The organism is Lysinibacillus sp. FJAT-14222, assembly GCF_001278875.1.
GTDB lineage: Bacteria > Bacillota > Bacilli > Bacillales_A > Planococcaceae > Lysinibacillus > Lysinibacillus agricola.
The window spans coordinates 205,009-219,190 of the sequence record NZ_LIYL01000046.1; the positions used below are offsets into that span (position 1 = coordinate 205,009).

19 protein-coding genes and 1 pseudogene are annotated in these 14,182 nt (G+C 38.9%); 17 read left to right on the forward strand and 3 right to left on the reverse strand.

Annotated features, from left to right (window positions below; all coding sequences use genetic code 11):
• Positions 1–140 precede the first annotated feature (140 nt).
• The 13 genes from infA to rpsI all read left to right on the forward strand — a co-directional run bounded on the left by infA (position 141) and on the right by rpsI (position 8,103).
• Entirely contained in the window at positions 141–359 is a 219-nt protein-coding gene (gene infA / locus AN161_RS19855) for a translation initiation factor IF-1 (RefSeq protein ID WP_004233690.1), read from the forward strand.
• A gap of 37 nt (positions 360–396) precedes the next feature.
• Complete coding sequence (rpmJ, locus tag AN161_RS19860; protein ID WP_000868344.1) at positions 397–510, forward strand: 50S ribosomal protein L36; 114 nt, start codon at positions 397–399, stop codon at positions 508–510.
• Positions 511–534: 24 nt separating this feature from the next.
• A complete protein-coding gene (gene rpsM, locus AN161_RS19865; protein ID WP_053596069.1) occupies positions 535–900 on the forward strand; it encodes a 30S ribosomal protein S13 in 366 nt (121 codons plus the stop codon).
• Positions 901–925: 25 nt separating this feature from the next.
• A complete protein-coding gene (gene rpsK / locus AN161_RS19870) occupies positions 926–1,315 on the forward strand; it encodes a 30S ribosomal protein S11 (RefSeq protein WP_004233731.1) in 390 nt (129 codons plus the stop codon).
• A gap of 139 nt (positions 1,316–1,454) precedes the next feature.
• Complete coding sequence (locus AN161_RS19875; protein ID WP_004233733.1) at positions 1,455–2,399, forward strand: DNA-directed RNA polymerase subunit alpha; 945 nt, start codon at positions 1,455–1,457, stop codon at positions 2,397–2,399.
• 57 nt (positions 2,400–2,456) lie between these two features.
• Positions 2,457–2,837 (forward strand): 50S ribosomal protein L17, encoded by a 381-nt coding sequence (gene rplQ / locus AN161_RS19880; protein ID WP_012296051.1) that lies wholly within the window; start codon positions 2,457–2,459, stop codon positions 2,835–2,837.
• A 665-nt stretch (positions 2,838–3,502) separates the two neighbouring features.
• Positions 3,503–4,348 (forward strand): energy-coupling factor ABC transporter ATP-binding protein, encoded by an 846-nt coding sequence (locus tag AN161_RS19885; RefSeq protein WP_053596070.1) that lies wholly within the window; start codon positions 3,503–3,505, stop codon positions 4,346–4,348.
• Entirely contained in the window at positions 4,324–5,196 is an 873-nt protein-coding gene (locus tag AN161_RS19890; RefSeq protein WP_053596071.1) for an energy-coupling factor ABC transporter ATP-binding protein, read from the forward strand. The genes AN161_RS19885 and AN161_RS19890 overlap by 25 nt, the downstream gene beginning before the upstream one ends.
• Complete coding sequence (locus AN161_RS19895) at positions 5,193–5,990, forward strand: energy-coupling factor transporter transmembrane protein EcfT (protein ID WP_053596072.1); 798 nt, start codon at positions 5,193–5,195, stop codon at positions 5,988–5,990. Before AN161_RS19890 ends, AN161_RS19895 begins: the two co-directional genes overlap by 4 nt.
• Positions 5,991–6,004: 14 nt before the next feature.
• Complete coding sequence (gene truA, locus AN161_RS19900; RefSeq protein ID WP_053596073.1) at positions 6,005–6,745, forward strand: tRNA pseudouridine(38-40) synthase TruA; 741 nt, start codon at positions 6,005–6,007, stop codon at positions 6,743–6,745.
• Positions 6,746–6,805: 60 nt separating this feature from the next.
• On the forward strand, positions 6,806–6,982 hold the full coding sequence (locus AN161_RS29890; protein WP_158003074.1) for a hypothetical protein: 177 nt from the start codon (positions 6,806–6,808) through the stop codon (positions 6,980–6,982).
• Between the two features lie 265 nt (positions 6,983–7,247).
• Positions 7,248–7,685: a 50S ribosomal protein L13 gene (gene rplM, locus AN161_RS19905; RefSeq protein WP_053596074.1), complete on the forward strand. Its 438-nt coding sequence runs from the start codon at positions 7,248–7,250 to the stop codon at positions 7,683–7,685.
• A 25-nt stretch (positions 7,686–7,710) separates the two neighbouring features.
• Entirely contained in the window at positions 7,711–8,103 is a 393-nt protein-coding gene (rpsI, locus tag AN161_RS19910) for a 30S ribosomal protein S9 (protein ID WP_004233744.1), read from the forward strand.
• 59 nt (positions 8,104–8,162) lie between these two features.
• Here rpsI and AN161_RS29015 read toward each other — a convergent pair whose 3' ends face one another.
• Positions 8,163–8,387 carry a hypothetical protein gene (locus AN161_RS29015; protein WP_143114937.1) on the reverse strand — a complete coding sequence of 75 codons (225 nt, stop codon included), beginning with the start codon at positions 8,385–8,387 and terminating at the stop codon, positions 8,163–8,165.
• A gap of 352 nt (positions 8,388–8,739) precedes the next feature.
• Here AN161_RS29015 and AN161_RS19915 point away from each other — a divergent pair.
• From AN161_RS19915 to AN161_RS19925, 3 genes and pseudogenes are all read left to right on the forward strand, one after another.
• A pseudogene (locus AN161_RS19915) lies at positions 8,740–9,579 on the forward strand (DUF4822 domain-containing protein); the annotation flags it as partial.
• A gap of 176 nt (positions 9,580–9,755) precedes the next feature.
• Entirely contained in the window at positions 9,756–10,469 is a 714-nt protein-coding gene (locus tag AN161_RS19920; protein WP_053596076.1) for an N-acetylmuramoyl-L-alanine amidase, read from the forward strand.
• Positions 10,470–10,540: 71 nt separating this feature from the next.
• Complete coding sequence (locus AN161_RS19925) at positions 10,541–11,596, forward strand: P-loop NTPase (protein ID WP_053596077.1); 1,056 nt, start codon at positions 10,541–10,543, stop codon at positions 11,594–11,596.
• A gap of 53 nt (positions 11,597–11,649) precedes the next feature.
• Here AN161_RS19925 and gerD read toward each other — a convergent pair whose 3' ends face one another.
• Positions 11,650–12,267, reverse strand: coding sequence for a spore germination lipoprotein GerD (gene gerD, locus AN161_RS19930; RefSeq protein ID WP_053596078.1), 618 nt, complete (start codon positions 12,265–12,267; stop codon positions 11,650–11,652).
• 153 nt (positions 12,268–12,420) lie between these two features.
• Here gerD and AN161_RS19935 point away from each other — a divergent pair, with 153 nt between their 5' ends.
• Positions 12,421–13,095 carry a KinB-signaling pathway activation protein gene (locus tag AN161_RS19935; RefSeq protein WP_053596079.1) on the forward strand — a complete coding sequence of 225 codons (675 nt, stop codon included), beginning with the start codon at positions 12,421–12,423 and terminating at the stop codon, positions 13,093–13,095.
• A 36-nt stretch (positions 13,096–13,131) separates the two neighbouring features.
• On the opposite strand, the gene AN161_RS19940 is transcribed toward AN161_RS19935, so the two are convergent.
• The gene (locus AN161_RS19940) at positions 13,132–13,791 is read right to left on the reverse strand and encodes a hypothetical protein (protein ID WP_241774604.1); all 660 of its coding nucleotides are present in this window, start codon (positions 13,789–13,791) and stop codon (positions 13,132–13,134) included.
• Between the last annotated feature and the right edge of the window lie 391 nt (positions 13,792–14,182).

The window sequence follows — 14,182 nt, forward strand, 5'->3', positions numbered from 1 at the left end:
GAAACCAGACGAGCGTCTTTCAACATCTCTCATACAATCCAAACATATGTTGAAACGAGGTTGCATCTATAGTTGCAGCAGATATCCGTTTGATGTAACGATGAGAACTTTAATTTGCATATAGAGAGGAGACAGAGTAGATGGCGAAAGATGATGTAATTGAAGTCGAAGGAACAGTTGTTGAGACTTTGCCAAACGCGATGTTTAAGGTAGAATTAGAAAATGGACATGTGATTCTAGCACACGTATCTGGTAAGATTCGTATGCACTTTATCCGTATTCTACCAGGAGATAAGGTTACTATCGAGTTATCCCCTTATGATTTAACTCGCGGTCGTATCACATACCGTTTTAAATAATCTTTTGCGCTCCGGACTATTAAGGAGGTTAGGTTAGATGAAAGTGAGACCATCTGTGAAACCGATCTGCGAAAAATGTAAAGTAATTCGCCGACGCGGTAAAGTAATGGTAATCTGTGAAAATCCTAAACACAAACAAAAACAAGGTTAATTCTAAAGGAGGTGCACAACGTACATGGCACGTATTGCTGGTGTTGACATTCCTCGCGACAAACGCGTGGTAATTTCATTAACTTACATTTTCGGTATTGGTAAAACTACAGCTCAGAAAGTATTAGCTGACGCAGGCATTTCAGAAGATACACGCGTACGCGACTTAACTGAAGATGAGTTAAACAAAATCCGTGAACAATTAGACAAATACAAACTTGAAGGTGACTTACGTCGCGAAACTTCATTAAATATCAAACGTTTGATGGAAATCGGTTCATTCCGTGGTATCCGTCACCGTCGTGGTTTACCTGTTCGTGGTCAAAATACGAAGAACAATGCGCGTACGCGTAAAGGTCCTCGTAAAACAGTTGCGAACAAGAAAAAATAATAAGTAAAGGAGGTTCCTTCTTAACATGGCTCGTAAACAACAAACTCGTAAACGTCGTGTGAAAAAGAATATCGAATCTGGTATCGCACACATTCGTTCTACATTTAACAATACAATCGTAACGATTACAGATATGCAAGGTAACGCTGTATCTTGGTCAAGTGCTGGTGCTCTTGGTTTCCGTGGTTCACGTAAATCTACACCATTCGCTGCTCAAATGGCTGCAGAAACTGCTGCTAAAACATCCCTTGAACATGGTCTGAAAACGTTGGAAGTAACTGTTAAAGGTCCTGGTGCTGGTCGTGAAGCTGCAATCCGTGCACTTCAAGCTGCTGGTTTAGAAGTAACTGCTATTAAAGACGTTACTCCAGTTCCTCATAATGGTTGCCGTCCGCCGAAACGTCGTCGCGTGTAATGGGTGCGTCTCATATTGTATGAGAACATCATTTTTTGTACAGACTGTCTTGTGCAGATAATAAACGATACGTCATTGACGATCGAATCTATGATGGAAAGAACCTATACATTCGATGTTTTGAAGGAGGGTAAATGAAATGATCGAAATTGAAAAACCAAAGATTGAAACGGTGGAGATCAGCGAAGATTCCAAATATGGAAAGTTTGTTGTAGAACCGCTTGAACGCGGATATGGAAACACTTTGGGTAATTCTTTACGTCGTATCCTTCTGTCTTCATTACCAGGAGCTGCTGTCACTTCAATTCAAATTGACGGTGTTCTTCACGAATTCTCAACTGTAGAAGGCGTTGTAGAGGATGTAGCTTCAATTATTTTGAACGTGAAAAAACTAGCTCTTAAAATCTACTCTGACGAAGAAAAAGTTATTGAGATTGATGTAAAAGGCGATGGTACAGTTACAGCTGCTGACATTACACATGACAGTGATGTAGAAATTTTAAACCCGGATCTATATATTGCAACAATCGCTAAAAACGGTCATTTACGTATGCGTATGTACGCTCAACGCGGCCGTGGTTACACTCCTGCTGATCAAAACAAACGTGAGGATCTTCCTATCGGCGTGATCCCGATCGACTCTATTTACACTCCAGTATCACGCGTCAATTTCCAAGTGGAAAATACTCGTGTAGGTCAGTCTTCTGACTACGATAAACTTTCTCTTGATGTGTGGACAGATGGTAGCATCGGTCCGAAAGAGGCGATTTCGCTCGGAGCAAAAATTTTAACCGAGCATCTAAACATCTTCGTTGGCATGACAGATGAGGCACAAACTGCTGAAATCATGGTCGAAAAAGAAGAAGATCAAAAAGAAAAAGTTTTAGAGATGACTATCGAAGAACTTGATCTTTCTGTTCGCTCTTATAACTGCTTAAAACGCGCTGGTATTAATACAGTACTAGAACTTGCGAATAAGTCAGAAGACGATATGATGAAAGTTCGTAACCTTGGACGTAAGTCACTAGAAGAAGTAAAAGCGAAGTTAGAAGAGCTTGGTTTAGGATTACGCAAAGAAGACTAAGCGATTTAAACAAAACTTACAAGATCAGATAATTTTTTATAAAGGAGGGAAACATCCATGGGTTACAGAAAACTTGGTCGTACAAGTTCTCAACGTAAAGCGATGTTACGTGACTTAGCTACTGATTTAATCATCAACGAGCGTATCGAAACTACTGAGGCTCGCGCTAAAGAAGTACGTAAAGCTGTTGAAAAAATGATTACTTTAGGTAAACGCGGTGATTTACATGCACGCCGTCAAGCTGCTGCATTCATCCGTCGTGAACTAGTAACAACTACTGATGCAGAAGGTAACGAAACAACTTCATTTGCACTTCAAAAGTTATTTGATGATGTTGCACCACGTTATGCAGAGCGTCAAGGTGGTTACACTCGTATTCTTAAAGTAGGTCCTCGTCGTGGTGACGGTGCACCTGTTGTTGTGATTGAATTAGTTTAACTTCTTGAAAGAAGTTAAAGCCTCCGGCGGATGTCACGGAATTGCAAAGGATTTCTTTGTACAGGCACAAAGCCGATTCCGGACGCAATTATGCCGAGGCATAATTGATTCATAAGAGAAGACAAGTGGTGAAGAGGGTGGAATCACCACCCTCTTTCTTTATAAATGATTTATACGACAAATAATTAAGCTGAGCGTTATGATGAGCGGACACTGTTGTGTGGCGTCTCGTTTAGCTCTCCGCACCTCATTCAGAGGGAACAAGGGCTTGAGCACCCGCGTTTCTTGAAAATGTAACGACTAGCGCATTTCTATCGAATGAGGTGCGCGCTTTTTTATTTTTTAGGGAAGTATGAGATAGCGCCAATTTAATGGTGCTTTTTTTAATATACGGCTCTTTTTATATTTTGTTTCTATAATATTTTGTGCGGACACAATTCAAAATCCGGACGCAATTACGCCAAGGCGAAATTGGTATTTGATTTATCGTTTGATTCTTAAAAGAGAGCCTATTTATTATATTTAGGCCTATATCTGAACAAACAAAAGAAAGGAAAGTCATTTTAGCGCTTTTCTTTTATCGACATAATGATTGTAGTAGAATTCATACATAAAAAAGTGTAAGTTAGTTAGTAGAGCTGAGCATGTAGAGAGGAGTTCTAGAAATGCCAGAAATTTTATCATTAAATAACGTGACATTTTCATATACACCAGAAGAAAAAGAAAGTCGCAATGCTGTTGAAAATGTAAGCTTTGCGGTACAAGAAGGAGAATGGATTGCCATTGTTGGCCATAACGGTTCTGGTAAATCCACCATTGCAAAGCTTATGAATGGTTTGCTATACCCACAGCAGGGCGATGTACGTATATTACGCGAACCATTAAGTGAAGAAAACCTATGGGAAAGCCGCTCACAGATGGGCATGGTTTTTCAAAATCCAGACAATCAATTTGTTGGAGCGACAGTGCAGGATGATGTTGCTTTCGCTCTTGAAAATAACGGAGTGCCATATGAAGAGATGGTAGAACGTGTACATGCAGCACTCGAGCAAGTAAAAATGAACAATTTTTTAGATCATGAGCCACATCACTTATCAGGTGGGCAAAAGCAGCGTGTTGCCATTGCAGGAGCACTGGCGTTGAAACCAAAGCTCCTTATTCTTGATGAAGCCACATCTATGCTAGATCCACAGGGGCGTGCGGAGGTATTACAAACAGTTCAAACTTTACGTGCTGAAACAGGGCTAACGGTAATATCCATTACGCATGATTTAGAGGAAGCCATGCTGGCAGATCGTGTTCTCTTTATGAATGATGGAAAGAAATTTGCTGAGGGTACACCTGCTGAAATTTTTTCATTTGGGGACAAGCTAGTTGAATTTGGGCTAGACTTGCCATTTGCCATGAAGTTATCAAAGTTATTGCAAAAGGAAGGTGTTCCGCTAATGGGACAACATATGACAGAAGAAGAGTTGGTGAATGATTTATGGACATCAAACTTCAACAAGTAAGCTATGCCTATGCACAGGGTACACCTTTTGAGAAACGTGCATTATTCGATGTAGATTTTGAAATTCCATCACATACGTATCAGGCGATTATTGGGCATACTGGCTCTGGTAAATCGACCATTCTTCAGCACTTTAATGCACTTCTAAGACCTACTTCAGGGGAAGTGCATATTGGAGACCGTATTGTCGTAGCTGGAAAAAAGGCGAAGGATTTAAAATCTGTACGCCAAAAGGTTGGTATTGTGTTTCAATTCCCGGAGCATCAGCTGTTTGAAGAAACCGTATTAAAGGATATTATGTTTGGTCCTATGAACTTCGGTGTAACGGAAAAAGAAGCTGAAGCGCGAGCAAAAGAACTTGTAGGCTTAGTAGGCTTACCAGAGAACGTACTTGAAAAATCACCTTTTGATTTATCTGGTGGACAAATGCGCCGAGTGGCAATTGCTGGCGTATTAGCAATGGAACCTGAAGTTATTGTTTTAGATGAACCAACTGCAGGGCTTGATCCACGCGGTCAGAAAGAGATTATGGATATGTTTTATAAGCTACATCAGGAACGTGGCCTAACGACAATTCTCGTTACGCACAGTATGGAGGATGCAGCTCGTTATGCGGACAATATTGTCATTATGCATGAAGGGAAAAATGTATTAAGTGGGATACCACAAGAAATTTTCAAAGATGTGGAGACATTGAAGAATTTCCGCTTAGAACCTCCTCGTATCGTACGCTTTCAACAAAAAATCGAAAAAATGATAAATCAATCCTTCTCAAAGATATGCTTAACCGAAGAAGAGCTAGCAACTGAAATTGCTCGAGTGCTAAGAGAGGAGCGTGCAGAATCATGATGGAGAAAATGATATTTGGGCGCTTCCTACCTGGAAACTCTCCGGTTCATAAGCTCGATCCACGATCAAAGCTTATATTTGTCTTTGCGTTCATTATTATTGTTTTTTTAGCAAACAATACAGTGACATATGCCATGCTATTGGCATTTACCTTACTCATTGTGTTAGTGTCACGTATTCGCCTGTATTTTTTAATTAATGGTCTAAAGCCAGTTCTTTTTTTAATGGCATTTACCTTCTTGATTCATATATTTATGACGAAAGAAGGCGCCCCGGTATTTGAGTGGAAGTTTATCACTATCTATGAAGAGGGTATACGACAAGGGATATTCATTTCGGTACGATTTCTAGTTCTAGTGTTTATGACATCTATCTTAACACTTACAACGTCACCGATTTCAATTACGGATGGCATTGAAGTACTGCTAAATCCATTAAAAGCAGTGAAAGTGCCTGTGCATGAGTTAGCTCTAATGATGTCTATTTCATTGCGCTTTATTCCAACGTTAATGGATGAAACAGATAAAATTATGAAAGCACAAATGGCACGTGGCTCGGATTTATCTTCTGGACCGATAAAAGATCGTATTAAAGCGGTCGTGCCATTACTGGTGCCTCTGTTTGTAAGTGCCTTTAAACGAGCTGAGGATTTAGCAACAGCTATGGAAGTAAAAGGCTACCGTGGAGGCGAAGGGCGTACAAGGTATCGCAAGCTAAAATGGGATATGAGCGATACATTTGCACTCGTGTCATTAGTAGGGATGGGCGCTTTACTATTCTTCTATAGAAGTTAAAAGGAGTAAGCTTTATGCGACGATTAAAAGTAATTATTAGTTATGATGGAACACAATTTTCTGGCTATCAAGTACAGCCTGGGGAGCGGACAGTACAAGCAGAGCTTGAGCGTGTTCTAAACATTATGCATAAAGGGGAAAAGGTGAAAGTAACTGCGAGTGGACGTACAGATGCAAAAGTGCATGCAATTGGACAAACATTGCATTTTGATACGCCACTAGCGATTCCCGTAGAAAACTATATGAAGGCACTGAATGTTCAACTGCCAAGAGATATTCGAGTAATGTCGGTTGAAGAAGTAGCGGCTGACTTTCATGCTCGTTACAGTGTAACAGGGAAGCGGTACCGATATATATGGTCATGTGAGCCTGTACAGAGTCCGTTCCGCAGACATTACACGGTAGAGACAAATGGTGTGAAACCAAATGTCGGAGCAATGCAGGAGGCGGCAAAGGCCATTATCGGTACACATGACTTTTCATGTTTCTGTGCAGCCAATACAAGTGTCAAAGATAAGGTGCGCACAGTAACTACACTACAATTTGAGTGGCGTGGTGAGGAGCTACATATGGTGATTGAAGGAAATGGCTTCTTATATAATATGGTCCGTATTATCGCAGGCACGCTTTGGGAAGTTGGTATAGGACGTCGTGACATTGAGAACGTGGAGTTAGTCGTTAAATCTATGAACCGTGATAAGGCAGGTAAAACCGCACCACCACAAGGTCTATATCTTGAGAAAGTCTTCTATTAAATGGCTCATCAAAAGTGGGGATGACATTTTATTTAAATGTATATCGTGAGGATAGGTTGATTGGAGTGGAAACTGGGCGACTCCTTGGGGATCAGCGATAGAGGAACGAAGGCTAAAACCATCACGTCCTGTGATAAAGCCTTCGTGACCAACATCGGCAATGTTTTATCTGTGCGACAGCAACAAAGCGCCCAGTCGGAACGGAAATCAACCCCGCATTATGGTGATGACCATTAAGAAGAACCACCGACGAATATTGTAGAATTATTAGTGCGAAATATCATTGTATTATACAAAATGAAGGCTCGCAAAAGCCCTAATTTAAACAATCATTGAATCTGAACAACTTCTCCAGGTGTTTATTGAAATTACTTGACTTTAAAAGTCATTCATTATATGATAACAGATGGTATTTTCATTACCACCACAAATAAGCCCCGAAAACTTATAGTGTAGTTTAATGAAAAATAACGGTAATCGAATCGATTAGGAGGATATATACATGCGTACAACATTCATGGCTAAAGGTCACGAAGTAGACCGTAAATGGCTAGTAGTTGATGCAGAAGGCCAAACTCTTGGACGTTTAGCTTCTGAAGTAGCTGCAATCTTACGTGGTAAACATAAACCAACATTCACACCAAACGTTGACACAGGTGATCACGTAATCATCATCAACGCTGACAAAATCCATTTAACTGGTAACAAATTAGAGGGTAAACTTTACCGTCACCATACTCAATTTGCGGGTGGTTTAAAAACTCGTACTGCTGGTGAAATGCTAGACAAGTACCCAACAAGAATGATCGAATTAGCAATTAAAGGGATGCTTCCTAAAAACTCTTTAGGTCGTAAAATGTTCGGTAAACTAAACGTTTACACAGGAACAGAACACCCACATGCTGCACAAAAACCAGAAGCATACGAGCTTCGCGGATAATATAAATTAAGAGGAGGATATTACTTTGGCACAAGTTCAATACATCGGCACTGGTCGCCGTAAAAGCTCTGTAGCTCGCGTACGTCTAGTACCGGGTACAGGTAAAATTGTTATCAACAAACGTGAAATCGAAGAATACGTACCATTCGCTGCATTACGTGAAGTAATTAAACAACCATTAGTAGCTACTGAAACTACAGGAAGTTACGATATCCACGTAAACGTTAACGGTGGTGGATACACTGGTCAAGCTGGTGCAGTACGTCACGGTATCGCTCGTGCTCTACTTCAAGTAGACCCAGATTTCCGTGCTGCATTAAAATCTGCTGGATTACTTACTCGTGATTCACGCATGAAAGAACGTAAAAAACCAGGTCTACGCGGCGCTCGTCGTGCACCTCAGTTCTCAAAACGTTAATATTTCTTATATATCAACGTTTCCAAGCCCTTTCCCGGTTCTGTCGGGGAAGGGTTTTTTTATGTCACCTTAGTGTTATATCTAGGCTTGTAACGTGGGGGGATTTCCATTCCGACCGGGCGCTTTGTAGCTGACGCTTTGCTTTCGCTACAGAAAACATTTGTTGCTGACGCTTCGCTTTCGCACAGATAAAACATTGCCGCTGACGCTTCGCTTTCGCGCAGAGCTTCCTGGGGGCGTCTGATAAGCCGCTCCATGGTCTCATCTGTGACGCTGATGCCCAAGGAGTCGCCCAGCCTACATGGCATACGTTTTTTTAACAACTGTCATCCCTAACTTTTGGTAATGAACCACATCCAATTCATATTTTACATAAAAGTAATTCCTTCTTTTCATATTCATGTATTTGCTTCTGTCTATAAAAAGTCACAGTTAATTTAGTAAATAGCCAAAGAATGTGTATTTTACGTGGAAATGGCTGATACTACTTTTAGGCTGTTTATTTCTGAAAATGGAGGTCAATATATGAAAAAGCTATTAATATTATCACTTGCAGCAATTGCACTTCTTGGTGCATGTGGTAATAAAACTGACGTAAAAAAAACGGAGGAAGTAAAAACAGAGAATACTGCAAATCAAAGACAGGTTGAAATAACAAAAGGTCAAGCAAATGCTAAAATTCTAAATAGCACAAACTGGCAAGGTACAAAAGTCTACGATAAAAATAAAAAAGATTTAACAGCGGAGAATTCAAATTTTATTGGGCTTGCCAAATATGACGCTGATTCAGGACGTTATGAATTTTTCGATCCAAATACAGCTGGAAGCCGTGATGATAAAGGTATTTTCTTTATTACGAATGATGGAAAGCATAGAGTATTGATTTCAGAAACGAAAAATTACCAAGCAATTGTAGAAATTACTGAGCTAACAAATAATATGTTCACTTATAAACGAATGGGGAAAGATGCAAGTGGTAACGATGTAGAGGTATTCGTTGAGCATGTCCCCTATAAGGAAAAAAAGCTTACATTTACCGAAGCAGATAAAACTTTAAATGATTCTACAGGCACTATTGTGAAAGACGTTGATGGAGATAAAATTTTAGCTGAAACACTTTGGCAAGGAACAGTTGTATTAGATGTAAACGGACATGATATAACGCAATATAATACGAATTTTATTAGCATTGCGAAATATGATGCAAATACGAATAAGTACGAATTTTTCAATCCTGAAACAGGTGAAAGCCGTGGTGACTTCGGTTATTTTAATGTTATCCGTGGAAATAAATTAAGAGCGCATGTTTCAATTGGCGAAAATAAATATGGGGCTGTACTTGAAATTACTGAGCTAAATAATAAGAAATTCACGTATAAAAGAACTGGCAAAGACAAAGATGGTAAGGATATAACAGTATTTGTTGAACATGAACCTTATACAGGTAAGTTTAAACCAGAATTTACACTAAAATAAAAAAGAATGATTCCCCAATCAACGACATTAGTCAACGTATTGTTAATGCCGTCTTATCATTACTTAAAAAGTATCTTCTAAAACTCTCGATTTTAATACTTGAGAGTTTTTTTCGCTTTCTGGAATAGTTCAATCCCTAACTTCGTACACTAAATGTAAAAGGGTGGTGGATATGGGTGAAGCGCTGGCTTGCACTAGGAGTAATTATGCTGATGAGTATAGTGGTCGTGGCATATGAAACGAATGCTTCGGACCGTAACTTCTTCCTACCAGACCCACTAGGTGGCATAAAAATTGTCATTGATGCGGGGCACGGAGGTCAAGATGGGGGGGCTTCAAAGGGCGAAGTAATTGAAAAGGATATTACACTTGCAATTGCTCAGTATGTGGAAAAGCAATTAAAGAAAAAAGGCGCAGTAGTCGTAATGACACGAACAAAAAATGGAGACGTTATCGATGAGCACGCGCCATCAGAAAAATTTGGTACATTGAGAGAACGAAAAAAGCAGGACATCTTTTTAAGAAAAGATTTAGTACAAAAAGAAAAACCGGATGTTTTTATTACAATTCATGCAAATGCCATTCCTGAAACAAAATGGCGTGGAGCACAGGTGTTCTATCATAAAGAAGGACATGCTGAAAGTGAATTATTAGCAAAGAGCATTCAAGAATCCATTCGCACTAATTTGAAAAATACTGACCGAGAGGCATTGTCTATAAAACAAATATATTTACTAAAAAAAGCTGAGGTACCTGCCGCTCTAGTAGAAACAGGATTTATAAGTAATGATGAGGAACGTGCATTATTAACTGATAAGAAATACCAAGAAAAAATGGGAGATGCAATTGTTGAAGGCATAGAAGCGTATTTATTAGCTAAAATTGAATAGAGCAACAACACAACGTAAATCAAATCATTATGATATACTAACATTGAGATAATATAAGGGGAGTGTTCGTCGTGATAAATGAACAACAAATACGAGAAATACTAGGACAACTACAAGATCCATTTTTACATAAATCACTTGCAGAAACAGACGGAATTACAAACGTAGCAATAAAAGAAGAGAAGAATCATGTCAGTGTAAAAATTGCGATTGCTAAAACAAATACACCTGAACAATTACAGCTACAAATGAAAATTGTTGAAGTTTTGAAAGAAGCGGGTGCAAATACAGTTGGTATTCGTTTCGAAGAGCTATCAGCAGAAAAACTACAGAGCTTCCGTGGGGTTGCAACGGAGTCTGAGGCACAAGATATTTTATCTCCGCTTAGCACAGTACAAGTTATTTCAATTGCCTCTGGTAAAGGCGGTGTAGGGAAATCTACAGTGTCAGTTAACTTAGCTGTTGCATTAGCTCGTCTAGGGAAGAAGGTTGGCTTAATCGACGCTGATATTTATGGGTTCAGTGTCCCTGATATGATGGGTGTTACAGATATGCCAAAAGTGGTAGACAATCGAATTTTCCCTGTTGATCGCTTAGGTGTGAAAATGATTTCGATGGGCTTCTTCGTTGAAAATAACGCACCGATTGTATGGCGTGGACCAATGTTAGGTAAAGTGTTAGATCAATTCTTCCGTGATGTAGAATGGGGCGAGCTAGACTATCTACTATTAGATTTACCACCAGGTACAGGTGACGTTGCATTAGATATTCATCAAATGCTTCCTTCATCAAAAGAAATTGTTGTAACAACACCACATCCAACGGCAGCGTTCGTTGCTGCTCGTGCAGGTGCAATGGCTTTACAAACAGACCATGAAATTTTAGGTGTTATTGAAAACATGGCATGGTATGAGTCGAAATCAGGTGACCGTGAATTCGTATTCGGTCAAGGTGGAGGTCCAAAATTAGCAGATGAGTTACGTACAGAGCTACTTGGACAAATTCCTCTTGGTCAACCTGACTGGTCAGAAGAAGATTTTGCACCTTCTGTTTATGCTGAAAAACACACAACAGGACAAATTTATTTAGACATCGCGACGAAAATCATTAATAAATTAAATAAATAACGAAAACGGATTTCCTCCATTGTTTGAGGAAATCCGTTTTTACATATAAGGGGTTACTGAGTGCTCTTTTCCTCATTGCCTGTGCCTTCAGAACCACCACCACCAGCTTCTTTTTTTCCGCCGCCAGCGCCGCCAGTTTTACCTGCCTCGCCGCCACTCTTCTTAATAAGCTCCTGCCATTTTGTTTGCATAAGTGGACTTTCAATCGTTTCCTTTACGATTTCCTCCATTTGCTTTCTTAGGTTGGAGGATTTTAGAATGGTCTCTAACTGCTTTTGCATATCTGGCTGACCAAAGAATGCCTCCATATCCTTTTGGAAAGCCGGGTCTTTCATTAATTCCTTCATAATATCCTGTTGCTGCTTTTGCATACTTTTAGCTATAGTTTCTTTAAATTTTGGATCTTCGAATGTTTTCTTCCAAAAGTCTTCTGCTTCCTTGGAAAGCAAGGTTTCTTCGGTAGCCTTCTTTACTTCCTCATGCTCCAAAACCAATAATTCACGGAAACTTGGATCCTCTAAAAGCTGGCGTAACGCCTTTTTACCATCCTCGGTTTGTAAAGAGTCGATCATTATTTTTTTTATTTCATCATAGGACATAGTAGAGGCTTTATCTTGTGAACAGGCAGAAAGAAAAAGCATTAGAATTAGTAGTAAGATGAATTTTCGCATCAATAATCAGTCCTTTCTATAGATAGACTCTTTCAATTATTGTTCACATTTATGATGACTTTATGTATTGATTAGGATGAGAAATAGCTTTTTTAACAATGCATTGTTAAAATGAATACAGATATACATTGAGAAATTGGGGGACTTTTAGTTGTGACGATACGAAATTGGGCAAAGTTTTTCTTCTTTGCAATGCTCGTTGGTGGCGCAGTCAACGGAATTTGCAGTTTATTTATTCGATGGGATTTCTTTCAACCATATATAGCAAACGGTCAATGGGGTGAATTCTTGGCCGGACTTTTATGGATGGTCTTCTTAGGATTTACAATGAGTGTTATTGCACAGGCAGGCTTTTTTGCTTATTTAACGCTCCATCAAGTAGGGGTTAACATTTTTAGAACACTTACATTATGGAATTGGGTACAGCTATTATTAATTGTTATTACTGTTTTTGATATTATATTCTTCCGCTTTATACCTGGTGTAAAAGATGGACAAAGCTGGTTATTCTATGTGGGTTTGTTAATTGTATTGCTAGTAGGTGCTATAGTAACAGCCATTCAAAAAGTAAAATTAACAGGAAAGAAACATGTTTTCATTTCAGCTTTATTTTTTATGATTGTTGTTACAACACTCGAATGGACAATTGCATTAATGGGTCGCGATGAAAACATTAACGAGTATGTTGCACTTTTACTATTCCCACTACTCGCTGTAAATGCTTATCAATTATTAGTATTACCAAAATATAATGCAAAATCCGAAGAAGATCGTCAAAAATTAGAAGCACGCCGCAAAGCACGTCGTGAACAAGCTAAAAACGCATAAAGAAGTTGCCTCTATTAGTTGGAGGCAACTTCTTTTTTATGGTGATTTTTTAGTTTGAACTTTATATCCGAATATATTTTCCTCAATCGACATAAATTTATTTTGTTGTAGAAAAGTATTCAGCTCTTTAAACGAGATTGGATTATTTTGATGTAATGAGATGAAAATAAAATCTCCCTTTTGCAATTTAGGGGTCTTTTCCCCTTTCCAGATTAGAGAGGGAGAAAGTATATTCATCTGCTGTTGAAATAAGTTTTTTTGTAAATCCTGCGAATACTGGTGGTTTCGTGTTGCAAACCAAAGTGGTGTTTCTTGCAAATGCTTTTCGTAAATATTAATATTTTTTTGCACGACGGCAAGATCGATTGGTTTATCCACTGAATCCTCAGGTCCTAATAATCCTGTAGGTAGTTTTCTTTCTTGAATGATTTTTATGTGCTCGGGTGAACGTTCAATCCATGCAGCATCTAACAATAGAAGCGGATAAGGTTCTTTTACAGTTTTAAGCCAGTTCAACAGGGCTTCATCAGAGAAAGAAATTTCGACAATAAGTGATGTACCATAGTGTCCTTTTGTTACAACTGCTGGAGCATCAGCAATGTTAAATACAGAAATCATAGTAGAATTTATCGGCTTTATAAAGACAAACAGTATTACGATGAAAAGCAATGAAATTAACGTTTTACGAACCATCATAACAACCTCGTTTCTATATTTTTAACTTCTTTCAGCAAGTGTTTTCGTAGCGAAAGTGAAACGTCAGCTACAATTGTCTTTTGTACCAAAAGCGTAGCGATAGGTACAGAAGTTTCCCACCTCTATAGGTGGTACGATGAATGCGGATTTAAGCTACTTTTCAGCGGGTGTAAAGCCTCTGTACACAATTATGCCGAGGCATAATTGATATGAAAAAATAGAGTTCTTAAAAAAACTTATGATTTAGTGTTGACTTTCATGATTAATCGATGTTATTATGTATAAGTCGCCAAGAGGTGACGCGGTAAATTAAAAAATGAACCTTGAAAACTGAACAAGCAAAACGTAATCAATAAAGTTTTTAGTAGCTAACCTTGAGTTGGTGAACGAA

Excerpts from the sequence above, each read along its gene's own strand:
- truA (WP_053596073.1), top strand. The coding sequence starts at position 6,005 with ATGCGACGATTAAAAGTAATTATTAGTTATGATGGAACACAATTTTCT.
- AN161_RS19875 (WP_004233733.1), top strand. The coding sequence starts at position 1,455 with ATGATCGAAATTGAAAAACCAAAGATTGAAACGGTGGAGATCAGCGAA.
- AN161_RS19890 (WP_053596071.1), top strand. The coding sequence starts at position 4,324 with ATGGACATCAAACTTCAACAAGTAAGCTATGCCTATGCACAGGGTACA.
- rpsM (WP_053596069.1), top strand. The coding sequence starts at position 535 with ATGGCACGTATTGCTGGTGTTGACATTCCTCGCGACAAACGCGTGGTA.
- infA (WP_004233690.1), top strand. The coding sequence starts at position 141 with ATGGCGAAAGATGATGTAATTGAAGTCGAAGGAACAGTTGTTGAGACT.
- rpsK (WP_004233731.1), top strand. The coding sequence starts at position 926 with ATGGCTCGTAAACAACAAACTCGTAAACGTCGTGTGAAAAAGAATATC.
- AN161_RS19885 (WP_053596070.1), top strand. The coding sequence starts at position 3,503 with ATGCCAGAAATTTTATCATTAAATAACGTGACATTTTCATATACACCA.
- rpmJ (WP_000868344.1), top strand. The coding sequence starts at position 397 with ATGAAAGTGAGACCATCTGTGAAACCGATCTGCGAAAAATGTAAAGTA.
- AN161_RS19895 (WP_053596072.1), top strand. The coding sequence starts at position 5,193 with ATGATGGAGAAAATGATATTTGGGCGCTTCCTACCTGGAAACTCTCCG.
- gerD (WP_053596078.1), bottom strand. The coding sequence starts at position 12,267 with ATGCGAAAATTCATCTTACTACTAATTCTAATGCTTTTTCTTTCTGCC.
- AN161_RS19940 (WP_241774604.1), bottom strand. The coding sequence starts at position 13,791 with ATGATGGTTCGTAAAACGTTAATTTCATTGCTTTTCATCGTAATACTG.
- rplQ (WP_012296051.1), top strand. The coding sequence starts at position 2,457 with ATGGGTTACAGAAAACTTGGTCGTACAAGTTCTCAACGTAAAGCGATG.
- rplM (WP_053596074.1), top strand. The coding sequence starts at position 7,248 with ATGCGTACAACATTCATGGCTAAAGGTCACGAAGTAGACCGTAAATGG.